This window comes from Brachybacterium sp. AOP24-D1-21, assembly GCF_052378665.1.
In the GTDB taxonomy this organism is placed as follows: Bacteria; Actinomycetota; Actinomycetes; order Actinomycetales; family Dermabacteraceae; genus Brachybacterium.
Window position 1 is genome coordinate 2,975,083 of sequence record NZ_JBQSXX010000001.1, and the last position, 22,942, is coordinate 2,998,024.

At 69.9% G+C, this 22,942-nt stretch carries 20 protein-coding genes; 16 read left to right on the forward strand and 4 right to left on the reverse strand.

What is annotated here, in order from left to right:
- Positions 1-44 precede the first annotated feature (44 nt).
- The gene (locus ACT3UF_RS13395) at positions 45-1,829 is read left to right on the forward strand and encodes a proline--tRNA ligase (RefSeq protein ID WP_441443570.1); all 1,785 of its coding nucleotides are present in this window, start codon (positions 45-47) and stop codon (positions 1,827-1,829) included.
- Positions 1,830-1,853: 24 nt separating this feature from the next.
- Here the strand turns inward: ACT3UF_RS13395 and ACT3UF_RS13400 are convergent, their stop codons facing one another.
- Positions 1,854-2,936 carry a DUF4439 domain-containing protein gene (locus tag ACT3UF_RS13400; protein ID WP_441443569.1) on the reverse strand — a complete coding sequence of 361 codons (1,083 nt, stop codon included), beginning with the start codon at positions 2,934-2,936 and terminating at the stop codon, positions 1,854-1,856.
- Positions 2,937-3,061: 125 nt separating this feature from the next.
- Here ACT3UF_RS13400 and rimP point away from each other — a divergent pair, with 125 nt between their 5' ends.
- The 7 genes from rimP to truB all read left to right on the forward strand — a co-directional run bounded on the left by rimP (position 3,062) and on the right by truB (position 9,791).
- Complete coding sequence (gene rimP, locus ACT3UF_RS13405; protein ID WP_441443568.1) at positions 3,062-3,688, forward strand: ribosome maturation factor RimP; 627 nt, start codon at positions 3,062-3,064, stop codon at positions 3,686-3,688.
- A gap of 1 nt (position 3,689) precedes the next feature.
- Positions 3,690-4,676 carry a transcription termination factor NusA gene (gene nusA, locus ACT3UF_RS13410; protein WP_441443567.1) on the forward strand — a complete coding sequence of 329 codons (987 nt, stop codon included), beginning with the start codon at positions 3,690-3,692 and terminating at the stop codon, positions 4,674-4,676.
- A gap of 140 nt (positions 4,677-4,816) precedes the next feature.
- A complete protein-coding gene (locus ACT3UF_RS13415; RefSeq protein ID WP_442331942.1) occupies positions 4,817-5,122 on the forward strand; it encodes a YlxR family protein in 306 nt (101 codons plus the stop codon).
- Positions 5,123-5,217: 95 nt separating this feature from the next.
- On the forward strand, positions 5,218-8,112 hold the full coding sequence (gene infB / locus ACT3UF_RS13420; protein WP_442331943.1) for a translation initiation factor IF-2: 2,895 nt from the start codon (positions 5,218-5,220) through the stop codon (positions 8,110-8,112).
- A 61-nt stretch (positions 8,113-8,173) separates the two neighbouring features.
- Positions 8,174-8,344 carry a hypothetical protein gene (locus tag ACT3UF_RS13425; RefSeq protein WP_442331944.1) on the forward strand — a complete coding sequence of 57 codons (171 nt, stop codon included), beginning with the start codon at positions 8,174-8,176 and terminating at the stop codon, positions 8,342-8,344.
- Positions 8,341-8,841 carry a 30S ribosome-binding factor RbfA gene (gene rbfA, locus ACT3UF_RS13430; RefSeq protein WP_442331945.1) on the forward strand — a complete coding sequence of 167 codons (501 nt, stop codon included), beginning with the start codon at positions 8,341-8,343 and terminating at the stop codon, positions 8,839-8,841. Before ACT3UF_RS13425 ends, rbfA begins: the two co-directional genes overlap by 4 nt.
- A complete protein-coding gene (truB, locus tag ACT3UF_RS13435) occupies positions 8,838-9,791 on the forward strand; it encodes a tRNA pseudouridine(55) synthase TruB (RefSeq protein WP_442331946.1) in 954 nt (317 codons plus the stop codon). The genes rbfA and truB overlap by 4 nt, the downstream gene beginning before the upstream one ends.
- Positions 9,792-9,904: 113 nt before the next feature.
- On the opposite strand, the gene ACT3UF_RS13440 is transcribed toward truB, so the two are convergent.
- A complete protein-coding gene (locus tag ACT3UF_RS13440) occupies positions 9,905-11,440 on the reverse strand; it encodes a L,D-transpeptidase (protein ID WP_441443561.1) in 1,536 nt (511 codons plus the stop codon).
- A 393-nt stretch (positions 11,441-11,833) separates the two neighbouring features.
- On the opposite strand from ACT3UF_RS13440, the gene ACT3UF_RS13445 reads away from it, so the two are divergent.
- The 7 genes from ACT3UF_RS13445 to ACT3UF_RS13475 all read left to right on the forward strand — a co-directional run bounded on the left by ACT3UF_RS13445 (position 11,834) and on the right by ACT3UF_RS13475 (position 20,806).
- On the forward strand, positions 11,834-12,850 hold the full coding sequence (locus ACT3UF_RS13445; RefSeq protein ID WP_441443560.1) for a bifunctional riboflavin kinase/FAD synthetase: 1,017 nt from the start codon (positions 11,834-11,836) through the stop codon (positions 12,848-12,850).
- A 153-nt stretch (positions 12,851-13,003) separates the two neighbouring features.
- Entirely contained in the window at positions 13,004-13,273 is a 270-nt protein-coding gene (rpsO, locus tag ACT3UF_RS13450) for a 30S ribosomal protein S15 (protein ID WP_441443559.1), read from the forward strand.
- Positions 13,274-13,486: 213 nt separating this feature from the next.
- Positions 13,487-15,742, forward strand: coding sequence for a polyribonucleotide nucleotidyltransferase (locus ACT3UF_RS13455; RefSeq protein WP_441443558.1), 2,256 nt, complete (start codon positions 13,487-13,489; stop codon positions 15,740-15,742).
- A 356-nt stretch (positions 15,743-16,098) separates the two neighbouring features.
- Entirely contained in the window at positions 16,099-18,048 is a 1,950-nt protein-coding gene (locus tag ACT3UF_RS13460) for a serine/threonine protein kinase (protein ID WP_441443557.1), read from the forward strand.
- Positions 18,049-18,107: 59 nt separating this feature from the next.
- Positions 18,108-19,442 (forward strand): M16 family metallopeptidase, encoded by a 1,335-nt coding sequence (locus ACT3UF_RS13465; RefSeq protein WP_441443556.1) that lies wholly within the window; start codon positions 18,108-18,110, stop codon positions 19,440-19,442.
- A 136-nt stretch (positions 19,443-19,578) separates the two neighbouring features.
- Positions 19,579-20,364: a 4-hydroxy-tetrahydrodipicolinate reductase gene (dapB, locus tag ACT3UF_RS13470; RefSeq protein ID WP_441443555.1), complete on the forward strand. Its 786-nt coding sequence runs from the start codon at positions 19,579-19,581 to the stop codon at positions 20,362-20,364.
- Positions 20,365-20,377: 13 nt separating this feature from the next.
- Entirely contained in the window at positions 20,378-20,806 is a 429-nt protein-coding gene (locus ACT3UF_RS13475) for a hypothetical protein (protein ID WP_441443554.1), read from the forward strand.
- A 109-nt stretch (positions 20,807-20,915) separates the two neighbouring features.
- Here ACT3UF_RS13475 and ACT3UF_RS13480 read toward each other — a convergent pair whose 3' ends face one another.
- Positions 20,916-21,230 (reverse strand): AzlD domain-containing protein, encoded by a 315-nt coding sequence (locus ACT3UF_RS13480; protein ID WP_441443553.1) that lies wholly within the window; start codon positions 21,228-21,230, stop codon positions 20,916-20,918.
- On the reverse strand, positions 21,227-22,078 hold the full coding sequence (locus ACT3UF_RS13485; RefSeq protein WP_441443552.1) for an AzlC family ABC transporter permease: 852 nt from the start codon (positions 22,076-22,078) through the stop codon (positions 21,227-21,229). Before ACT3UF_RS13485 ends, ACT3UF_RS13480 begins: the two co-directional genes overlap by 4 nt.
- A 74-nt stretch (positions 22,079-22,152) precedes the next feature.
- Between ACT3UF_RS13485 and ACT3UF_RS13490 the strand changes: the two genes are divergently transcribed.
- On the forward strand, positions 22,153-22,884 hold the full coding sequence (locus ACT3UF_RS13490; RefSeq protein WP_441443551.1) for an HAD-IA family hydrolase: 732 nt from the start codon (positions 22,153-22,155) through the stop codon (positions 22,882-22,884).
- Positions 22,885-22,942 lie beyond the last annotated feature (58 nt).

The following is a 22,942-nucleotide window of genomic DNA, read 5'->3' on the forward strand; positions in this document are numbered from 1 at the left end:
CTTGGTGGCCCCGCCCCGAACCGCCCTGTGTGAAAGGCCTGCCCATGATCCGTCTGTCCTCGTCCTTCGTCCGCACCCTGCGGGAGGACCCGGCCGACGCCGAGGTCGCGAGCCACAAGCTCCTGGTGCGCGCGGGCTACATCCGTCGTGGCGCGGCGGGGGTGTACACCTGGCTCCCGCTCGGACTGAAGGTGCTGCGCAAGGTCGAGCAGATCGTGCGCGAGGAGCAGGACGCGATCGGCGGGCAGGAGGTGCTGTTCTCGGCACTGCAGGCCCGTGAGCCCTATGAGCGCAGCGGACGGTGGGACGAATACGGCCCCACCCTGTTCCGACTCCAGGATCGCAAGCAGGACGACTACCTCCTCGCACCCACGCACGAGGAGATGTTCACCCTCACGGTGAAGGACCTGTACTCCTCGTACAAGGACCTGCCCACGATGCTCTATCAGATCCAGACGAAGTTCCGTGACGAGGCCCGGCCCCGCGCCGGGCTGCTGCGCACCCGCGAGTTCATCATGAAGGACGCCTACTCCTTCGACATCGACGATGCGGGCCTGGACGCTTCCTACGAGAAGCAGCGCGGTGCCTACCAGCGCACCTTCGAGCGGCTGGGCCTGCCGACGGTGATCTGCAAGGCCGACGCCGGCGCCATGGGCGGCTCCCGCTCCGAGGAGTTCCTCCACCCCACGCCCGTCGGTGAGGACACCTTCGTCGTCTCCGAGGGCGGCTACGCCGCGAACGTCGAGGCGGTCACCACCGTGGCACCACCCGCCCTGGACGACGCCGCGATCGCCGCGCTGCCGGCGATGCACATCGAGGACACCCCTGGAGCGAGCACCATCGCCGCGCTCACCGAGTACTCCAACCAGGCCTTCCCCGGGAAGGGCCCGATTGCGGAGTCGGGGGAGTGGACCCGCTACGAGATGCTCAAGCACCTCGTCTACCTGCTGACTTTCCCCGACGGGACCACCGAGCCGCTCGTGATCGCCCTGCCCGGTGACCGCGAGGTCGACCCCAAGCGGCTCGAGACCGCGGTCGCACCCGCGCTCGCCGCACCCTTCACCGAGGCCGATTTCGAGAAGCACCCCGTCCTGAAGAAGGGCTACATCGGCCCTGAGGGCCTGGGCCTCGAGTCCGAGTCCGGGATCCGCTACCTGGTCGACCCGCGCGTGGTGCCCGGCACCTCGTGGGTCGCCGGCGCCGGCGAGAAGGACAAGCACGTCTACGACCTCGTCTTCGGCCGTGACTTCACCGCCGACGGCACCATCGAGGTCGCCGAGGTGCGCGACGGGGACCCGGCACCCGACGGCTCCGGCCCGCTGCGACTGACCCGTGGCATGGAGATGGGGCACATCTTCCAGCTCGGCCGCAAGTACGCGGAGGCGCTGGACCTGACCGTGCTCAACGAGAACGGCAAGACCGTCGTGGTGACGATGGGCTCCTACGGCATCGGGGTCACCCGCGCCGTCGCTGCTGTGGCCGAGCTGTTCCACGATGAGAAGGGCCTGGTCTGGCCCCGGCAGCTCGCCCCGGCGGATGTGCACATCGTCGCCACCGGCAAGGGCCAGGAGATCTTCGAGGAGGCGGAGCGCATCGCCTCGGAGCTCGAGGCCCGCGGCCTCGAGGTCCTCTACGACGACCGTCCCAAGGTGTCCCCGGGCGTGAAGTTCAAGGATGCCGAGCTGCTGGGCGTGCCCACCTCCGTGGTGGTCGGCAGGAGCCTGGCCAACGGAGTGGTCGAAGTGCGTGATCGCGCGAGCGGCGAGATCCGCGAGGTCTCCCCGCAGGAGGTCGTCGGCGCCGTGGTCGCCGAGGTGCGCGGAGCGTGAGGGAACGTCGGTCGGCGCCTGGGCTCAGTCGCTGACCGGCTGGTCCTCGACCGTCAGGCTCGGCAGCGGTTCCATCCGGTCCACCAGCGCGGCTAATCGCCCTGCCTCGGTGAGGGCGGCCGCGATGGGCAGCGGCCGGCGCTCGAAGGGCGCCGCCCCGACCAGCGCGATGTAATTGAGCAGCAGGCCTTCCGAGAGCAGTGTCGGCAGCTCACCGGTGAGCTCTGCATCGAGCGTCCCTCCGGGGATCGCGTAGACCGCCTGCCGTGCCACCACCGGGGCGCCGTCCTCCTCCGCGATGCGCCCCAGCTCCTCGGCGCGGGTGCGATGGAGCTCGGCCTGGTCGAGGTGCTGCTGCCGGGCCTCGTCCTCGACCCGTGCGGCCAGCACCTCGTGGAGGTAGCCCGCGAACCACTCCTCCTGCTGGGTCTGCTCGATCACGGCGTGGTAGTCGGCTTGTGCACCGACGGACGGCGGGTCCGTGGAGGGCACCTCGCGGCTCGGCGTGAGTTCCTCCGCAGTCGGGGCGGGGGTCGCCTCTCCGGTGCCCGTGGCGGCGCGCAGCCGCAGGGTGATCCAGACCGTGTGCGCCGCGATCGCGACCACCGGGCGGGCCAGCGAGCCCGAGACCTGTCGGGCTGCGGCGGCGGCCAGGTCCCGGAGCTCCTCCAGCGCGGCCAGCAGACCGGCGACGTCGGTGGGAGCGTCCGCGGGCGGGGGAGGAGCTGTCTGCCCCGGCGCAGGATCCTCCTGAGCCTCGCGCTCGCGCTCGAGCTGAGCGCCGGTGAGCAGGGCGGTGCGCTGGATGGGAAGGGCGGCGCTGAGCGTGGTGAGCGCCGCAGACAGCGCCGGCTCCCCGGGCTCGGTCTCGAACGCCTGCACGACGTGATCGGTGCCAGCCATCACCCGGTCCAGGAGCGTCAGCAGATCGATGCGGTAGAGGTCGTCGATCCCCGGCGGGGGCGGGGTGTACTCCTGGGGACCGCCGAGCGTGACCCGGCCGCAGCTCGCCAGGGGCAGCATCGCCAGCGCACCGACCGCGGCCCGCAGCACCGTGCGGCGCGCGGGAGAGGGGGCGGCGGAGCGGGAACGAGCGATGAGCGACACAGGAGGATTCTCGCATCGCAGCGGCTGAGGTGGGCGCGGGCGATGCGCGGCCACTATCCTGGTGCCAACGCTCCGGGCATCGTCCCGGGCACCACAGACACCCATAGCAGGAGGAGGCGAGGGCCATGAGCGCACTCGACGACCAGACCATCCTGCGGAAGACCGCCACCCGGGTGCTGGACACCCACGGGCTCGTGCTCGAGGACGTCGAGATCCGCGGGGGCGGTGCGATGCCGCAGGTGCGGCTGATCGTGGACCTCCCCGAGGACCAGCTCGGCAGCGTCGACCTCGAGACCGTCGCCGAGGCCTCCCGCGAGCTGTCCGAGCTGGTGGATGCCGACGATGCACTGCTGGGCAGCGCCCCCGTCCTGCTCGAGGTCACCACCCCGGGCGTGGAACGCGTCCTCTCCGCGCCACGGCACTTCCGCCGTTCGCGCGGACGCATCGTGTCCCTGTCCACTGCCGACGGGACGACCTACCGTGCGCGGATGCTGGCGCTCGAGGGGGACCTGCTGCTCCTGCGGCAGGAGCCCGGCCGCGACGACCGCGGAAGGCCCCTGAAGCTGCCCGAGGGCACCGTCGAGAGATTGCGCATCCCGCTCTCCGAGGTCACCACCGCGAAGGTGGAGATCGAGTTCGACCCGCCCGCAGACCTCGCGCAGCTGATCGCCGACGCCGAGACCGCTGCCACGGATACCGCTGCCGCAGACACCGCTGCCACGGACCACACTGCCGAAATGAAGGAGAGCTGAGATGGACATCGACATGGGTGCCCTGAGGGCCCTTGAGCGCGAGCGCGAGATCCGCCTGCCGGTGCTGCTGGACGCGATCCGTTCCGCGCTCCACGCGGCATATCTCCACACCGACCACCCGGTGCGGGACTCGGAGGTGCAGATCGATGAGAGCACCGGTGAGGTCGCAGTCATCGCCCGGGAGCGGGACGCCGAGGGGAACGTGGTCGAGCAGTGGGACGACACTCCCGAGAACTTCGGGCGCGTCGCGGCCTCCACGGCCCGCCAGGTGATCTTCCAGCGCATCCGCGATCTCGAGGACGAGGCGGTGCTCGGCGAGTACGCCGACCGCGCCGATGACATCGTCTCCGGCATCATTCAGCAGGGACGTGACCCGCGGATGGTGCTGGTGGACCTCGGTGAGGTCGAGGCCGTGCTGCCTCCGCATGAGCGCGTGCCGGGGGAGGACTACTCCCACGGTCGGCGCCTGCGTGCCTACGTCACCGAGGCCCGTCGCGGTCCCAAGGGCCCTCAGATCACCCTCTCGCGCTCCCATCCGAACCTGGTGCGGCGGCTGTTCGCGCTCGAGGTCCCGGAGGTCGCCGACGGCTCGGTCGAGATCGCCGGCCTGGCCCGCGAGGCCGGGCACCGCACCAAGATGGCGGTCTATGCGACGGCACCGGACATCAACGCCAAGGGCGCCTGCATCGGCCCGATGGGCGCTCGCGTACGCGCGGTGATGAACGAGCTCGGCGGCGAGAAGATCGACATCGTCGACTTCAACGAGGACCCCGCCCGCTATGTCGCCAACGCGCTCTCGCCGGCGCGGGTCACCAGCGTGACCGTGATCGATGAGGTGGGCCGGGCCGCCCGTGCGGTGGTCCCCGAGACGCAGCTCTCCCTCGCGATCGGCAAGGATGGGCAGAACGCCCGCCTGGCCGCGAAGCTCACCGGCTGGAAGATCGACATCCGCCCGGAGAACGCGCCCGAACCGCCGCCTGCGGCCTGAGGTGTGTCCCACGCCTCCCCACTGACGATGAGTCGGACCTGTTCCGCTACACTGGGGAGGCTGTTCGCCGAGTGGTGCCGCAGATCGTCCGACGATCGAGCATCCGCCCGAGCGGACGTGCTCGGAACTCAGGAGGTGGAGTGATCAGTCGCTCTGCCGCTCACGTCCCCGAGCGCACGTGTGTCGGCTGCCGTCAGGTGGCCCCGCGCGAGCAGCTGGTGCGTCTGGTCCGGGAGTCCTCTCCCGACGGCGTCACCCCACGCGTCCGCGTCGATCCTCCCGGATCGGCTTCGGGCCGCGGGTCGTGGCTCCACCCCGATGCAGCATGTCTCGACCTCGCCCTGCGGCGAGGCGGCTTCGCCCGGTCCTTCCGCGGCGCTGTCGACACCGGGCACCTAGCCCGGGACCTCGAGACCTTCGATCCCAACCGCACGTGGAACAGGTAGAAGAACCATGGACATCCGATGAGTACTCGCAAATGAGCACCCTCAGGAATTAATGGTCCGCGCCCTCTTGTCGGCCGGACCGAGACAGGAGAAATGTGGCTAAGGTCCGCGTCCACGAGCTCGCTAAAGAGCTCGGACACCCGAGCAAGGTCGTTCTGCAGAAGCTGCAGGACATGGGCGAATTCGTTCGTTCCGCCTCCTCCACCATCGAAGCGCCGGTAGCACGCCGTCTGCGTGAGGAGCTCCCCGTCCAGAACGGGGCAGACGCCTCCGCGACGAAGAGCGACTCCGGTGCATCCCCCAAGCCCTCCGGCGCTCCCAAGCCCGGTGCTGCACCCAAGCCCGGCGCCAAGCCCGCTCCGCAGAAGCCTGCCGAGCCTGAGCCCGCGCCGGCACCTTCTGCACCTGCCGCGCCGGCAGAGGCAGCTGCGCCGACGCCGGTTGCCGAGGCCCCTGCTGCGCAGCCCGCTCCGGAGACCCCTGCCGCAGAAGAGCAGGCTCCGACGCCGGCTGCGGACGCCCCCAAGCCCGGTGCTGCGAAGCCCGCTGCTGCCGCTCCCAAGCCCGGTGGAGAGCGTCCCGCTCCTCGTCCCGGCAACGGACGTCCCGGCAACAATCCCTTCGCCAGCTCGCAGGGCATGCCGCGTCCGGGTGCTCGCAAGCCGAGCCCCGGCGGCGCTCGTCCGCCCCGTGAGGGAGGCGGCCGTCCCGGCGCGCCCCGTCCCGGGAACAATCCCTTCGCCAGCTCGCAGGGCATGCCCCGCCCGGGCCAGCGCCCGCCGCGCCCCGGCGCGGACCAGGCAGGCCAGGCCGGTGCACGTCCGCCGCGTGAGGGAGGCGCTCCCCGTACCGCTGGCGCACCGCGTCCGGCGAGCCGTCCCGGGATGCCCACCCCGGGGATCATGCGTCAGCACTCCTCCGGCGGTCTCGCCGATGCCAACCAGGGCGGCGCCCCCGGCCGCGGCCGTGGTGGCCGTCCCGGTCCCGGCGGCGCTCCTGCCGGTGGCGGTCCCGCACGTCCCGGCGGCGGTCCTCGCGGTCGCGGAGGTCGCGGCAGCACCCAGGGTGCCTTCGGACGCGGCGGCAAGCCTGCCCGCTCCCGCAAGTCGAAGCGTGCGAAGCGCGCAGAATTCGAGCAGATGTCGGCGCCCGCACCGGGCGGCGTCTCGATCCCGCGCGGTGATGGCAGCACGCCGATCCGCCTGCGTCGCGGTGCCTCGCTCTCCGACTTCGCCGACCTCATCGACGTCAATCCCGCATCGCTGATCACGGTGCTCTTCGCGATGGGCGAGATGGCCACCGCCACCCAGTCCCTCGACGAGGAGACCTTCGACCTGCTCGGCACCGAGCTGGGGTACAAGATCGAGATCGTCTCCCCGGAGGACGAGGAGCGCGAGCTGCTCGGACAGTTCGACATCGACCTCGATGCCGAGCTCGCTGGCGAGGACTCCGAGGATCGCCTCCCGCGTCCGCCGGTGGTCACCGTCATGGGTCACGTCGACCACGGCAAGACCCGCCTGCTCGACACGATCCGCAAGGCGACGGTCGGCGCGGGCGAGGCCGGCGGCATCACCCAGCACATCGGTGCCTACCAGGTGGAGGTCGAGCACGACGGCGCAGAGCGCGCCATCACGTTCATCGACACCCCGGGCCACGAGGCGTTCACCGCCATGCGTGCCCGTGGCGCGGACGTCACCGACATCGCGATCCTGGTGGTCGCTGCGGATGACGGCGTGATGCCCCAGACCATCGAGGCGCTCAACCACGCCCAGGCGGCGAACGTCCCGATCGTGGTCGCGGTCAACAAGGTCGACAAGCCCGAGGCCAACCCGGAGAAGATCCGTCAGCAGCTGACGGAGTTCAACCTGATCGCAGAGGAGTACGGCGGCGACACCATGTTCGTCGACGTCTCCGCCCGCGAGAACCTCAACATCGAGGCGCTGCTGGAGGCGGTCCTGCTCACGGCGGATGCCGCTCTCGAGCTCACCGCGATCGCCGATAAGGACGCGCGCGGCGTGTCCATCGAGGCGAACCTCGACAAGGGCCGCGGTCCGGTCGCCACGGTGCTGGTCCAGCAGGGCACCCTGCGGGTCGGCGACGCGATCGTCTGCGGTTCCGGCCACGGCCGTGTCCGCGCGATGATCGACGAGAACGGCGAGACCGTCACCGAGGCGGGCCCGTCCCGTCCGGTCCAGGTGCTCGGCCTGACCTCGGTGCCCGGCGCCGGTGACTCCTTCCTGGTCGCCCAGGACGAGCGCACCGCCCGCCAGATCGCCGAGAAGCGCGAGGCCGCCAAGCGTGCCGCATCGCTCTCGAAGGTGCGCAAGCGCATCAGCCTCGAGGACATCAACCAGCACATGGCTGATGGCAAGGTCGAGACCCTCAACCTCATCCTCAAGGGTGACGCGGCGGGTGCCGTCGAGGCCCTCGAGGAGTCGCTGCTGGGCATCGAGATCGGTGACGGCGTGGACTTGCGCATCATCGACCGCGGCGTCGGCGCGATCACGATGAACAACATCAACCTCGCGGTGGCCTCCAACGCGGTCATCATCGGCTACAACGTGCGGGCCGAGGGCCTGAACGCTGACTACGCCGATCGTGAGGGCGTGGAGATCAAGTACTACAGCGTGATCTACAACGCCATCGACGAGGTCGAAGCTGCTCTCAAGGGCATGCTCAAGCCGGAGTACGAGGAGGTCGAGCTCGGCTCGGCGGAGATCCGCGAGATCTTCCGCTCCTCCAAGTTCGGCAACATCGCCGGTTCGATCGTGCGCAGCGGCATCATCAAGCGCGGTGCGAAGGCTCGCATCACCCGCAAGGGTGTGGTCATCTCCGAGAACATCGAAGTGGCCGGCCTGCGTCGGTTCAAGGATGATGTCACCGAGGTCCGCGACGGGTATGAGTGCGGTATCAACCTGGGCTCGTACAACGACCTCCAGCTCGAGGACCTCATCACCACCTATGAGATGCAGGAGAAGCCCCGCATCTGATGCCGGGACGGTCGGGCGCCCAAGCGGTGCCCGACCGTGACCCGCGAGGGAGGAGACCACGATGTCCGAGGTGTCCTCCCTGCTGTGCGCCCCGTCGGCCTCCTGCATCTCTGCGCAGGCCGCGGGGCGTCTCGCCGTCCACGGGGTGGATCTGTGCCCGGCCCCCTACGACAGCCCCCACCTCGAGGACCTCGCAGCCCTCGCCCCAGACCAGGAGAACGACATCCCATGACAGACCACCCCCGCGCCCTCAAGCTCGCTGATCGCATCAAGGTCATCGTGGCCACCATGCTCGACAACCGGGTCAAGGACCCGCGCCTCGGCTTCGTGACGATCACCGACGTGCGCGTGACCGGCGACCTCCAGCACGCGACCCTCTTCTACACCGTCTTCGGCACCGACGAGGAGCGGGAGGGCACCGCCGCCGCGCTGGTCAGCGCCACCGGCATGCTGCGCCGCGAGGTCGGTCGCCAGACCGGCGTGCGGCTCACCCCGACCCTTGAGTTCATCGCCGATGCGATCCCCGAGAACGCACGTGTGATCGAAGACCTGCTCAGCGAAGCCCGCGGCCGAGACGCCGAGCTCGAGAAGACCAAGGTCGGCGCGAGCTATGCAGGGGAGGAGGATCCGTACCGCAAGCCCCGCGAGGAGGAGGCGGAGGAGCTCGACGGCGCCGATCAGGACGACCCTCAGGGCGCCGACGACGAGACCGGCCGCGAGCAGGCGTGACCTCTGGCCCGCACGGGATCCTGCTGGTCGACAAGGCACCGGAGCGGACCAGCCACGACGTGGTCGCCCGGGTGCGCTGGCTGCTGGGCACCAAGAAGGTCGGCCACGCCGGCACCCTGGACCCGATGGCCACCGGTCTGCTGGTGCTCGGCGTCGGCCAGGGCACCCGCCTGCTCACCTACCTCGTGGGCCTCGGCAAGACCTATGAGGCGACGCTGAGGCTGGGCCGTGCCACCACGACGGATGACCGGGAGGGCGAGCTGCTCGGCAAGCAGCTCGACGCCTCCGCACTGCCGCAGCCGCTCATCGAGGAGCACCTGGGCCCGCTGCGCGGCGACATCGCGCAGGTGCCCTCCACCGTCAGCGCCATCAAGATCGATGGCAAGCGCGCCTATGCCCGCGCGCGAGCGGGAGAGGATGTGCAGCTCGCGGCCCGGCCGGTGAGGGTCTCCCGCTTCGAGGTGACCGCGCGTCGAGCGGTGGGGGAGCACCTCGACCTGGACGCTGTGATCGACTGCTCCTCGGGCACCTATGTGCGGGCGCTGGCCCGCGATCTCGGCGCTGCGCTCGAGGTCGGCGGGCATCTGACCGCACTCCGCCGCACCGCCGTCGGGCCGTTCAACGTGACGGACGCGGTGAGGGTGCCGGCGCGAGGCGAGGGCGATGACGTCGCGCTCCCGCTGCTCGGGCTCGGAGAGATCGCGTCCCTGGTGCTGGGCACGCTGCCCGTCGACGCGGAGCAGGCCGCCGCACTCGGCACCGGGAAGCGGATCACCACGACGACGGTGCCCACGGCTCCGCTCTGGCGGCAGCCCGGGGCACCGGCAGCTGCGGGGGAGGAGCGGCCGGTCGCAGCGCTCGACGGCTCCGGGCGCCTGGTCGCGATCCTCGAACGCGAGCAGGAGCGCTGGCGACCGATCCTGGTGGTGCCGGACGACGCTCGCTGCTGAGGCTCTGAGGTTGCTGAGCGACACGAAGAGCGACGAAGAAGGGCCCTTCCCGATCTTCTCGGGAAGGGCCCTTCTTCGCTGCGCGCGGCGGCAGGCGGGTCAGTGCAGACGGGTCAGTAGTGGACCACGGTCTTGGTGCCGATGCTCGCCCAGTCGTACAGCCACTTGGCATCCGAGACCGGCATGTTGATGCAGCCGTGGGAGCCGGAGTACCCGAAGGACGAGCGCCACGGCGCACCGTGGAAGCCGAACCCGCGGTGGAAGTACTGCACCCAGGGGACGTCAGGCGTGAGGTAGTACTTCTCGTGCCCCTCGGGGTAGTAGGCGGCGTTGGTCATGTCCTGACGGTCGTAGCGCAGGTAGATCTCGAAGGTGCCGGTGACGGTCTCATTGCCTTCCTTGCCGTCCACCATCGACCGCGGTCCCCACACCGCGGTGTCACCCACGTAGGCGGTGACCGTCTTGTTGCTGAGGTCGACGTCGATCCACTTCTCGCCGGTGGGATTGGCGGGAGTGGCGGCCTCGTCATCGGTGCCGTCCTTCTTCTCCTCGTCCTTCTCCGGCTTCGGGGCATCGACCTGCTCGACCTCGGACTCGATCTTCTTGGTCTCGAAGGCCGCCTCGAGCGGCGTGGTGCCCCGCAGCGCGGTGACCAGCTCCCCGACCACCGCGTCGGTGTTGGTGATCTCGAGACCGTCCTTCTTCTCGGAGATGACCTTGACGACCTCGCCTTCCTCGTCGATCTGCTCGATGCCGTTCTCCGGCTTCACCGCATCCTTGTCGGCGCGGGCGACGACCCACTCACGCACAGCCTCTTCGTCGACCGCGATCGTCAGTGCCTGGCCGGACTCGTCGGGGACCACGGAGATCCAGCCATTGCGGCGCTCCGCGGAGACCTCATGGACCTTGTCATCGGCACCGGTGATCGACATCGGCTGCTCGAGCAGAGTCGCGATCGTGCCGACGACTTCCTCGGCCTCCTCGGTGGTGATCGCCGGGGCGATCTCCTCGATCGGCTGCTCGACGGTGAAGTCCTTCAGAGCGGGAGCGTTCTGGGTGACCGCGTCCACGAGGGTCTGAGGATCCAGGCCCTGGCCGTTGCGGCCGGGGACAGCGTTCCAGGTCTGCTGGTCCTCATCGAAGCTCACCTGGGCATCGACCGGGGTGGTCATGTCCGCGGGCACCAGGGTGTTCGCGAACTCCTCGACCTTCGCCCCGTCTACGGTGACGACGGGCTCCACGGCGTGCTCGCCCGACCAGGTCGAGGAGATCACGCCGGTGAAGGAATCGTCGCGGGAGACGGCGGCCTTGGCCGTTGCGGCGGCGTCCACGGTCACCCCGAGATCGGCCAGCGGCACGTCGAGCTGCTGCTCGCCTGCGGTCACTGCGACGGAGACGGATTCTCCGCGCTCGGTCACCAGTGCGGCGATCTCCTCCGGAGTCTTCCCCGCGACATCCTGGCCGAGCACCGTGGTGCCGGGCAGAGCGCGGCCGTCGAACTGCTTGGCGTAGGCGAGCGCACCGCCGGTGAGCACCACGGCTAGGGTGGCGATGATGGCCACCAGGATGAGGGTGACCCGCCGACGGCCCTGGCGGCCAGTGGGTCGGGACGGGCCGCCCAGCGCGGCCGTCTCGGTCACGTTCATCATGGATCCAGATCCGATCTCGGCGGCCGTCGTGACTGCTTCCGCGCGCGAGCCCGGAAAAGCACAGGGGTCCGTCCCCGGCGCCGCCTCGTTCCTCAGGGTAACGGAGGGCGCGCCTCTGCGCGCGAGGGGGCGAGGCTGAGGTTCGTCACAGCTCGGCATCTTTGTGTGCCAGTCACAGGCAGTTTCGTGACGCTTTCGGAATGGCTGTCGGAAAATGGGTGTCGGTGGCACTCTGTCGTGCGCTGGCTCGTGCGCTGGGTCGCGCACTCGGCGGCGGGCCGGTGCTCGGGCGCTACAGTGTGCACCGGCGTTCTTCGCCGCAGCGCCGATCCCCGGCGCCCCCTGCCCCAGGGTGCGACAGCGCACCCGGCCCTGGAAGGACATGACCGCGCCGTGACCCGCGTCCCCATCTGGCACTCCGTCGAGGAGGTGCCGGCCGCTCTCGGCGCGACAGCAGTGTCGATCGGCAACTACGACGGCGTCCATCGCGGTCATCGCTTCGTGCTGGACCAGCTCCGCAGGCATGCTGAGGCGCGTTCGCTCGCCCCCGTCGCCGTCACCTTCTGGCCCCATCCCCGGCATGTCATGGGGGACCCTGCGCAGACCCCGCTCCTCACCGGCCACGAGGACCGCGACCGGCTGCTGCTGCTGGCGGGCATGCACGGGGTCCTCGACCTCGAGTTCACGCTCCCGTTCGCGCAGCATTCCCCTGAGGACTTCGTGCGGCGCTTCCTCGTCGAGGGGCTGGGAGCGAAATGCGTCGTCCTGGGAGAGGACGCGCTCTTCGGACGTGCCAACGCAGGCGATATCAGCACCATGCGCGAGCTCGGCGAGCGGTACGGCTTCGAGGTCGTGACCGTCGAAGACCTCGGGCCGCAGGGGGCGGGCAGCGGACGCATCTCCTCCTCGGCGGTCAGGCGCGATCTGCTCGAGGGAGAGGTGCGGGCCGCGAACCTCGCGCTGGGCAGGCTGCACACCGTCACCGACGTGGTCCACCACGGATTCCAGCGCGGTCGGGAGCTGGGATTCCCCACGGCCAATCTCGGGCCGGCGCCCGCGGGCCTGATCCCCGCGGATGGCGTCTACGCCGGGTATCTCACCGTTACCGAGCAGGACCCCTCGCATCTGGGCGTCGAGCCGCTCGCCGGAGCCCCCGCCACGATCTCCATCGGCACCAACCCCACCTTCGAGCCTGACGGTGTTCCGCAGCGGGCGGTCGAGGCGTACGTTCACGGAGCCCATGACTTGGATCTCTACGGGGACACCGTGCGGTTCGAGTTCGTCGACTTCCAGCGCCCGACGCTCAAGTTCGACTCCGCGGAGGCGCTGGTCGAGCAGATGGCGAAGGATGTCGAGGTGACCCGCCACACTCTCGCCGCGGAGCGCCCCCATCCCGCCGTCGACGACTGATATCCTGCTCGGGCCGTGAATTCGGCCGCGGAGAGCGATCCGCCCCCACTGCGCACCACCCGTTCTGCGGGCAGCTGCGACCGGGGGACGCTCGTCCAGAGAGCCTGGGACAGACGGTCCCAAGGCGCCGCGCAGCGACCAGAGGAGAACCATATGGCCTTCGATACCGCCACCAAGCAGGCGATCATCACGGAGTACGCGACCGGCGAGGGCGACACCGGTTCGCCCGAGGTCCAGGCCGCGCTCCTGACGCACCGCATCAAGTACCTGACCGAGCACCTGAAGACCCACAAGCACGATCACCACACGCGTCGTGGTCTGATGCTGATGGTCGGTCAGCGCAAGCGCCTGCTGAAGTACCTGCAGGCCACTGACATCACGCGGTACCGTGCGCTGATCCAGCGCCTCGGCATCCGCCGCTGATCATCTCCGCCGCTCGCCCACAGGGCGGGCGGCGGTTTCATCTGCCCGCACTTGCGGGCACCCTGAGAACCCCGCCCCGACCAGGTTCGGTCCTCGGCAGTGGCCTGCGGACCGCTGGAGCACGGCTCTGAGGAGCCCCACCAGCGCACCGCGCGTGACTGACGAAGGCCGCACCGGCAGGGCAACCCCCTACCAGAGGAGATCCACATGGCCATGGAAGGCCCTGAAATCACCGCAACCACCGCAGTCATCGACAACGGCTCCTACGGGCGCCGCGAGATCCGTTTCGAGACCGGCCGTCTCGCCCAGCAGGCAGCCGGCGCCGTCGCCGTCTACCTCGACGACGACACCATGGTGTTCTCGGCGACCTCCGTGTCGAACAAGCCGAAGGATCACTTCGACTTCTTCCCGCTCACCATCGACGTCGAGGAGCGGATGTACGCCGCGGGTCGCATCCCCGGCTCGTTCTTCCGTCGTGAAGGCCGTCCCGGCACCGACGCGATCCTCGCCTGCCGCCTCACCGACCGCCCGCTGCGTCCGGCTTTCGTCAAGGGCCTGCGCAACGAGGTCCAGGTCGTCCTCACCGTGATGTCCAACGGTCCCGACGACGCCTATGACGTCGTCGGCATCAACGGCGCCTCTGCCTCCACCCAGATCTCCGGTCTGCCCTTCAACGGTCCGATCGGCGCCGCGCGCATCGCGCTCATGCCGAACGCCCAGGGCGGCGGCCAGTGGGTCGCCTTCCCGACCTTCTCGCAGCTGGACGAGGCCGTGTTCTCCATGGTCGTCGCCGGCCGCATGGTCGAGGACGATGTCGCGATCATGATGGTCGAGGCCGAGGCCACCGACAACGCCTGGACGCTCATCAAGGAGCAGGGCGCGATCGCTCCCACCGAGGCCGTCGTGGCCGAGGGCATCGAGGCCTCCAAGGTCTTCATCCGCAGCCTCTGCATCGCCCAGCAGGAGCTGGCCGCCACCGCCGCCAAGCCGGTGCGCGAGTTCCCGCTCTTCCTGGACTTCCAGGACGACGCCTACGACATCGTCGAGGCCGCTGCCACCGGGCGTCTCGCGGAGATCATGTCGATCGCTGCGAAGACCGAGCGCGAGGAGCGCACCGAGCAGCTGCTCGATGAGGTCGTCGCAGAGCTCGCCGGCGAGGGCCAGCAGCTCGAAGGCCGCGAGAAGGAGGTCAGCGGTGCGTACCGTGCGCTGACCAAGCAGGTCGTGCGCAAGAAGGTCCTCACCGACGGCGTCCGCATCGACGGCCGCGGCCTGCGCGACATCCGTGCGCTCTCCGCTGAGGTCGAGGTCCTCCCGCGGGTCCACGGCTCTGCCCTGTTCCAGCGCGGCGAGACCCAGATCATGGGTGTCTCCACGCTGAACATGCTCAAGATGGAGCAGCAGATCGACTCCCTCGGGCCGGTCACGCGCAAGCGCTACGTGCACCACTACAACTTCCCGCCGTACTCCACCGGCGAGACCGGCCGCGTCGGCTCCCCGAAGCGTCGCGAGATCGGTCACGGCATGCTCGCCGAGCGCGCCCTGGTGCCGGTGCTGCCCACACGCGAGGAGTTCCCCTACGCGATCCGTCAGGTGTCCGAGGCTCTCGGCTCCAACGGCTCCACCTCTATGGGCTCGGTCTGCGCCTCGACCCTGTCGCTGCTGAACGCCGGTGTGCCGCTGCGCGCCGCCGTCGCCGGCATCGCCATGGGCCTGATCTCGGACACCGTGGAGGGAGAGACCCGCTACGCGGCGCTCACCGACATCCTCGGTGCAGAGGACGCCTTCGGCGACATGGACTTCAAGGTCGCAGGGACCAGCGAGTTCATCACCGCCATCCAGCTCGACACCAAGCTCGACGGTCTTCCGACCTCCGTGCTGACCGGTGCGCTCTCGCAGGCCCATGAGGCTCGCTTGGCGATCCTCGGTGTCCTGAACGAGGCGATCGATGCTCCCGACGAGATGAGCCCGTACGCCCCGCGCGTCCTCGCGGTCACCATCCCCGTCGACAAGATCGGCGCGGTCATCGGCCCGAAGGGCGCGATGATCAACCAGATCCAGGACGACACCGGCGCGGACATCACCATCGAGGACGACGGCACCGTCTACATCGGCGCCACCGATGGCCCCTCCGCTGAGGCCGCGCGCTCCGCGGTCAACGCGATCGCCAACCCGATGGTTCCCGAGATCGGCGAGCGCTATCTCGGCACCGTCGTGCGCGTCGTCGACTTCGGCGCGTTCGTCTCGCTCACCCCGGGCAAGGACGGACTGCTTCACGTCACCCAGCTGCGCAAGCTGAACGGCGGCAAGCGGGTCGACAACGTCGAGGACGTCGCCAAGGTCGGTCAGAAGATCGAAGTGGAGATCCGCGAGATCGACTCCCGCGGCAAGATCTCCCTCGGTGTGATCGAGGACGAGGCGGAGTCCACCGACTCCGCCCCGGCCGCTGAGGAGAACACCGCGGAGTGATCCGCCCGTCGGCCTCGGCTGACGGCACCGGGAGGGGAGGCATCCAACTGGATGCCTCCCCTCCTTCTTTCTGTGGCGGGGCCGCACCTCTACTCCGGGACGGCGTCGCCCCTCTTCCCTGCGACAGGGTCGCGCGGCCTGGCAGGCTCTCCCTCTCCTTCTCCCTCTCCGGCAGGGCGTCCGGCTCTCGTGGAGTTCACTTCGACACCGGGAGGCGGCGGCCCGTTGCTCGGTATACTGCCGATGTTCGCGGGTGCATGTCTCAGGGGGCGTCGTCCAATGGCGGCGGCGATGCGCAGGCCGGCCCGCGGCGAACTTTCCGAACTGCCGGGCCACCCGTGTGAGGACTCCATTCCATGACCGATATGCCGCTGGGCAGCCGTTACACGCTCGGTGAGCGCCTGGGATCCGGGGGGATGGGCGAGGTCTTCCGGGCCCGGACCCGTGAGGGCGACGAGGTCGCCGTCAAGATCCTCCGGGCGCAGCTGGCGGGTGAGCCGGAGATCCTCAGCCGCTTCATCCAGGAGCGCTCGGTGATGCTCCAGGTGCGCAGCCCGCATGTCGTGGCGGTGCGGGACATGGTGGTCGAGGGGGAGACGCTCGCGATCGTCATGGATCTCGTGCGCGGCCGCGATCTCGCGGTCGTGAAGCGTGAGCTGGGGACCTTCCGACCTGCCGAGGTGGCTCGTCTCGGGGCTGCGATCGCCGAGGGCATGCGAGAGGTGCATGCGAAGGGGATCGTGCATCGGGATCTCAAGCCCGCGAACATCCTGCTCGACGAGATGCAGAGCCCGCCAGCACCGAAGGTCGCCGACTTCGGGGTGGCCCGCATCTGCGAGGACGGGGAGGACAACTCCGTCACCGTGCAGGCGGGGACCGGCGCCTACATGTCGCCGGAGCAGATCCGTGCCCGGGACCTCGAGCCCAGCTCCGACGTCTACTCCCTCGGCGTGCTGCTCTACGAGCTGCTGTGCGGGGTCACCCCGTTCCGCGGCAGCCTGATGGAGGTCTTCCGCCTGCACCAGGAGGCGCTGCCGGGCCGCCCCGAGGGGATCCCGGATGCACTGTGGGACCTGGTGATGCGGATGATGTTGAAGGAGGCTGCGCGACGCCCGGCCATGGCGCAGGTGAGCGAGGAGCTCACCAGCCTCCAGCCCCACCTCGAGCAGCTTCCGGCAGCTCCGCGCGTCAGTGCGCCCCCAGCCCCGATCGCCCTGCCGCCTACCGGGGTCATCGATGACGCCACCCGTGTGAACCCGCAGTCCGGCCCCTCTGCGCAGCAGGCACCGGCGGCCTACGCGGCCTCACCGGGGCCGGGGCCGGGGTCCCCGGGCTACGGGCCCGCGGGCTACGGCTCGCCGAGCTACAGCTCGCCCAGCTACAGCTCGCCGGTCACCGCGCCGACCATCCCGCAGGCCGCGGCCGAACAGCCGCCACGACGCAAGCGACGCTGGGTGCTCCCCGCGCTGGTCGCCGTGGTGCTGGTGGCGCTGGTGCTCGGCATCGGCGGCGTCGGCGTCTATCGGATGCTCGACGGCGGCGCAGAAGCGGAAGCAGGCGCGGCCACCACCGAGGCGGAGCCGTCGGCCGCGTCGGAGAGCACCCCGCAGGAGCTGCCCACCGAGGACGAGGACACCGAGGAGCCGGTGGAATCGGCCTCGCCGACCACCGAAGCGCCCACGATGCCGGATGTGATCGGGGAGACGTCCCAGGCGGCCGAGCGGGGCCTTCCGGAGGATGTCGAGGTCACCATCGAGGAGGTGGAGGTCGAGGATCCCGGTCAGGACGGATACGTCATCGCCACCACCCCCGAGCCCGGGAAGCCTGTCGGAGATTCGGTGACGCTGCAGGTGGGGCGCGCGGCGTCCTCAATCCCGCTCACCCAGATCTCCTTCATCGGGGAGGAGGGGGTCTCCACCGAGTCCGGTCCGGTGCCGATGGATGGACCCGTGCACCCGAACTCGATCACAGCCCAGGTCAACAGCTGGGAGGACGTCCACCGCAGCTCCTACAACCTGGGCCGGAAGTTCGACCGGCTCACGTTCACCCTCGGGCTGTCGGACACCGACAAGTATCCCGACGCCTCGCGCACCGTGGAGATCTACCTCGACCAGGTCAAGGTGTGGTCAGGCTCGGTCACCTTCAAGGAGTACCTTGAGGTCGACCTCCCGGTGAAGGACAAGCTGCGGCTGGACATCGTGTACACCGTGCAGGATGACGACCATCCGGTGTATCTCGCCACCCCCACCCTGTACGGCACCGAGGAGAACATCGATGCCGCTCGCCAGGAGGCTGAGGAGGGCTGAGGCGGCGGCCGGGGGACCGCTGGGTCCACCGACCCCTCCGAGCGTGGAACAATCGATCGATGCCTGTTGACCTCGCTTATGACGATCCCTCCTCCGATGTGCTGCTCGATCCCGCCACCGGCGTGCGGCGCAGCATCCTGCCCGGAGGAGTCCGGCTGCTGACCCAGACGGATCGGAGCGTGCGCAGCGCGACTATCGGTCTGTGGCTGCCGGTGGGCTCCCGTGATGAGACCCCTGCCCACGCCGGGTCGACCCACGTGCTCGAGCATCTGCTGTTCAAGGGCACCCGTCGGCGCAGCGCGATGGACATCGCGGCCGCCTTCGACGAGGTGGGCGGAGACTCCAACGCGGTCACCGCGAAGGAGCACACCCTCTACTACGGACGGGTCCGCTCCTCCGACGTGCCGATGGCCGTGGACGTCCTCACCGACATGATCACCGCGAGCACGCTCGAGGAGGATGCGCTCGTGACCGAGCGCGAGGTCATTCTCGAGGAGCTCGCGATGGCCGAGGACGACCCGAACGACGTCGGGTACGAGACGTTCCTCGCCGACGTGCTGGGACCGGACACAGCCCTCGGCCGCCCCGTCGGCGGGACCGTGGACACCGTCTCCGCGCTCGGCATCGAGGATGTGCGCGCCCACTTCCGTGAGCACTACCGGCCGGACAACCTGGTGGTCACCGCCGTCGGCGACATCGAGCACGAGGAGCTGGCCGGTCTCCTGCAGGCCGGGCTGCGACGCGGCGGCTGGAACCTCGAGGAGGGCGTGGCGCCGACGTGGCGCAGCCGCCCTGAATACTCGGTCGAGAGCGATCCGGGCATTCTCACTGATGTCTCCGCCCTGCAGCCCCACCGCCTGCACCGCCCCACCGAGCAGAACCACATCTACCTCGGGGGACACGGCCTCACCGCCCTCAGCGAGGACCGCCATGCGCTCTCGGTGCTGATGTCGATCCTCGGCGGAGGGATGTCCTCCCGCCTGTTCCAGAACGTTCGCGAGCGTCACGGACTCGCGTACTCGGTGTACTCCTTCAGCGCCGGGTACCGGGACGCCGGACTGTTCGGGTTGTACGCCGCCTGCCGGCCTTCGCGCACCACCCAGGTGGTCGAGCTGCTCGCGGAGGAGCTGGCCCGGATGGGGAGCGCGGGCATCGACGAGCAGGAGCTCGCTCGGGCGAAGGGGCAGATCACCGGGTCCTTCGCCCTCGGCCTCGAGGACACCAGCTCGAGGATGGGACGCCTGGGCACCATTGAGCTGGTCCATGGCCGCTACACCGGCGTCGACGAGACGCTCGAGCGGATCGGCCGGGTCGGGGTGGAGGATGTCCGTGCCCTCGCCGCCCGGTTCTCCGACTCCTTCAGCACCCGCGTCGAGGTCGGTCCCGAGAGCTGAGCGCCGGCACAGCCCCGTACCCCGCAGCCCGGTCCTCGAACGCCCGGACCGTTCCGTCCCTCGCCGCCCGTTCCGTCCTACGTCGCCCGTCGCCACCTTCGCCGCCCGTTCCGCCGCTTACTCAGGAGAGAACCCCATGACTGCCTCCCCGTCCCCTGCTTCGTCCTCGCAGCGTCCCACTCGGGTCGCCGTGCTGGGAGCCTCCGGCCGGATGGGTGCCGCCGCCTGTCAGGCCGTCGAGGACGCCTCCGATCTCGAGCTGGTGGCGCGCATCGGCCGTGGCGATGACCTCGCAGCGATCAGCGAGGCGAAGGCAGAGGTCGCGATCGACCTGACCGTCCCGTCGGTCACCGCGGAGAACGTGCGCTGGCTGGTGGACCACGGCATCCACGCGGTGGTCGGCACCACTGGCTGGACCGAGCAGTCGCTCGCTGCGCTGCGGGACCAGCTCGCCGAGCACTCCGAGGTCGGGGTGCTGATCGCCCCGAACTTCGCGATCGGTGCCGTGCTCGCCATGCGCTTCGCGGAGGTCGCCGCGCGCTACTACGACAGCGCCGAGATCATCGAGATGCATCACGAGAACAAGCTCGACGCCCCATCGGGCACCGCCCGTCACACTGCGGCCGCGATCGCCCGGGGCCGCGCCGCCGCCGGCCTGGGCGCGGTGCCGGATGCCACCGAGAAGGATCCGGACGGCGCACGCGGCGCGGTGATCGATGGGATCCACGTGCACGCCGTGCGCCAGCGCGGCCTGGTCGCCCACGAGGTAGTGCAGTTCGGTGGGGTGGGAGAGCAGTTCGTGCTGCGTCACGATTCCTTCGACCGCGTCAGCTTCATGCCCGGGGTGCTGCTGGGCGTGCGCGAGGTCGCCGCACATCCGGGGCTCACCGTGGGCCTGGACGGCTACATGGATCTCGGCTGAGCAGGCCCCGCCGATGAGAGAGAAGATCTTCGTCGCCGTGCTGGTGCTGATCACCGCGGCCTATGCCTGGGGTCTGGGCTGGATCGCCTGGGGCTTCGTGCGCGCCGGGAGCGCCGTGGGCTACGGCCTGGCCCTCGGCATCGGCATCCTGCTGCTGCTCACCATCTGGGTGACCTGGCGGGAGATGCTGTTCGGGATGGGCGCCGGGCGCCTGGCCCGGAGCTACGAGCCGCCGGCGGAGGCCGACGGCGACGACCCGCGTGCCGAGTTCGAGGCCGCCCGCACCGCGCTCCAGGACGGTGACGAGCAGGACTGGCGCGCCTGGTTCCGCCTCGCGCTGGCCTATGACGCGATGCGGGACCGCAAGGGTGCCCGGATGGCCACCCGTCGCGCCATCGACGAGCACCGACGCCGACCGCAGAGCACTATCGCTGATCGCTGATCGCTGATCGCTGATCGCTGATCGCTGATCGCTGACCGCTGACCGCTGAGCAACGACGCTGTCTGGGGTCGTGAGCACCGCGGCTGGCCGGGGCTCGAGCGATCGAGGTCTAGCCCCAGCCGAGCGCCCGCAGACCGGCCGCGACCGCCGCAGCCCCGACCACGACCACCAGGAACGGTGCTCGCAGGCACAGCAGCACCACCGCCGCGCCGAGGCCCGCCAGTCGCGCATCGAGCACGATGTCGCTGCCGCTGGTCGCGGTCTGCGTGGCGACCAGAGCCCCCAGCAGCGCGATCGGCAGCAGCGTCGTGATCCGGGAGACCTGCGGGCGCTCGAGCACGTCCGGGGGAGCCTGATAGCCCACCCATTTCTGTGCGAACGAGAGCACCGAGGCGGCGATCACCGCGATCCACAGCATGCTCATCGTGATCCACCTTCCGATCGTTCCTCGTCGCTCGCAGGCTCCTCAGCGGGCTCAGCGGGCTCAGCGGGCTCAGCGGGCTCAGTGTGTTCTGCGGGCTCAGCATCCGGCGCGGTGTCGACCTCGATCTCGTGGTGCACCAGGCGCCGACGCGAGGGCAGCAGCCCCGCGACCACCGCCACCAGCGCCGCGGCCAGCACAGGCAGCCCGGAGGGGAGCGCGGGGGTGGTCACCAGCGCCACGAAGGCCGCGGCCACGGCGACTGCGACCGCCTCGCCACTGCGCAGGCGCGGCCACAGCAGCGCGATGAACGCTCCCGCTGCGGCTGCATCCAGCCCCCACGCCCCCGGATCCGCGACATGCTGTCCGGCCAGTGCACCCACCAGCGAGAACAGATTCCAGAAGACGTACACCCACACACCTGCGGCCCAGAACCCGGCCCGCTTCTCCGTGGTCGTGGTGCCGCCTGCCGCCAGTGCGGCGGACTCGTCGATCGTCAGGTGCGCCCGGGCGAGGCCTCGGAAGCCGCCCTGGGGCAGGGACGGAGCCAGGATCAGTCCGTACAGGGTGTTGCGGATCCCGAGCAGCACGGCGGCCAGCGCCGCCCCGATCGCCGAGCCCCCACCGCCCACCACCCCGATGAAGGCGAACTGGCTGCCGCCGGTGAACATCACCGCCGAGAGCACCATCGCCTGCCAGACATCCAATCCGGATGCGGTGGCCAGGGCTCCGAAGGAGATGCCGTACAGGCCGGTGGCCACCCCGATCGACAGCCCGGTCCGGCGGATGGTGCGCAGACGCTCGGCGATGGCGGGGCCGGGGCTCATCGAGGTCGGTGAAGCGGTGGTCATGATGCTCGACACTCTACGGTCACCTGCGCGGATGCTGCCGTCCTGTCCCGTGATCGGTATGAGATTCTGGAGGCATGACGTCTTCTTCTGTCCCCTCCCATGCTGTCCCTTCGGAAGGGCAGGCACTGCCGATGCGCACCTCTGCGCTGCTGCTGGACATGGATGGGACCCTCATCGATTCGGGCCCGTCGGTCGAACGCTCCTGGAACCAGCTGCTGCGCGAGCTCGGCACAGATCTCACCTTCGGCGCGGAGCAGCATGGCAAGCCAGCCCGTCAGGTCCTCGGCGAGCTGCTGCCGGAGCTCGATGAGGCGGCGCTGGACGCCGCTCACCGCCGGATCGAAGAGCTCGAGATCGCCGATGTCGCGGAGATCGTCGTGCTGCCGGGCACCGAAAGGCTGCTGCGCGAGCTCGATGAGGCCGCGGCACAGATCGGTCGCGCCACCTGGACCATCGTCACCTCCTGCACCAGGCCGCTGTTCGAGGCGCGCTGGGCCCGCACCGGCCTGCCGGTCCCCGCGGGTCTCGTCACCGCCGACCAGGTCAGCAAGGGCAAGCCGGATCCCGAGCCTTACCTGCTGGGTGCTGAGCGGCTCGGCATCGATCCCGCCGACACCACCGTGATCGAGGACTCGATCGGAGGCCTGCACTCCGGTGCTGCGGCCGGATCCCGCACCATCGCGGTGACCAGCACCACGCCGGCCAGCGACCTCGCTCCGCTGGCAGATGCGCTGGTCACGTCGTTGGACGACCTCGAGCTCCGGGTCGATGGGGCCGAGCTGGTCCTCTCACGCCGCGGCAGCTGAATTTCACGTCGCGCCTGCCTCGGCGGGTCTTGACCCGTTGATAAGCTCGGGCGGCCGA

Excerpts from the sequence above, each read along its gene's own strand:
- ACT3UF_RS13395 (WP_441443570.1), top strand. The coding sequence starts at position 45 with ATGATCCGTCTGTCCTCGTCCTTCGTCCGCACCCTGCGGGAGGACCCG.
- rimP (WP_441443568.1), top strand. The coding sequence starts at position 3,062 with ATGAGCGCACTCGACGACCAGACCATCCTGCGGAAGACCGCCACCCGG.
- nusA (WP_441443567.1), top strand. The coding sequence starts at position 3,690 with ATGGACATCGACATGGGTGCCCTGAGGGCCCTTGAGCGCGAGCGCGAG.
- ACT3UF_RS13425 (WP_442331944.1), top strand. The coding sequence starts at position 8,174 with ATGTCCGAGGTGTCCTCCCTGCTGTGCGCCCCGTCGGCCTCCTGCATC.
- rbfA (WP_442331945.1), top strand. The coding sequence starts at position 8,341 with ATGACAGACCACCCCCGCGCCCTCAAGCTCGCTGATCGCATCAAGGTC.
- ACT3UF_RS13440 (WP_441443561.1), bottom strand. The coding sequence starts at position 11,440 with ATGATGAACGTGACCGAGACGGCCGCGCTGGGCGGCCCGTCCCGACCC.
- rpsO (WP_441443559.1), top strand. The coding sequence starts at position 13,004 with ATGGCCTTCGATACCGCCACCAAGCAGGCGATCATCACGGAGTACGCG.
- ACT3UF_RS13455 (WP_441443558.1), top strand. The coding sequence starts at position 13,487 with ATGGAAGGCCCTGAAATCACCGCAACCACCGCAGTCATCGACAACGGC.
- ACT3UF_RS13460 (WP_441443557.1), top strand. The coding sequence starts at position 16,099 with ATGACCGATATGCCGCTGGGCAGCCGTTACACGCTCGGTGAGCGCCTG.
- ACT3UF_RS13465 (WP_441443556.1), top strand. The coding sequence starts at position 18,108 with ATGCCTGTTGACCTCGCTTATGACGATCCCTCCTCCGATGTGCTGCTC.
- dapB (WP_441443555.1), top strand. The coding sequence starts at position 19,579 with ATGACTGCCTCCCCGTCCCCTGCTTCGTCCTCGCAGCGTCCCACTCGG.
- ACT3UF_RS13475 (WP_441443554.1), top strand. The coding sequence starts at position 20,378 with ATGAGAGAGAAGATCTTCGTCGCCGTGCTGGTGCTGATCACCGCGGCC.
- ACT3UF_RS13480 (WP_441443553.1), bottom strand. The coding sequence starts at position 21,230 with ATGAGCATGCTGTGGATCGCGGTGATCGCCGCCTCGGTGCTCTCGTTC.
- ACT3UF_RS13485 (WP_441443552.1), bottom strand. The coding sequence starts at position 22,078 with ATGACCACCGCTTCACCGACCTCGATGAGCCCCGGCCCCGCCATCGCC.
- ACT3UF_RS13490 (WP_441443551.1), top strand. The coding sequence starts at position 22,153 with ATGACGTCTTCTTCTGTCCCCTCCCATGCTGTCCCTTCGGAAGGGCAG.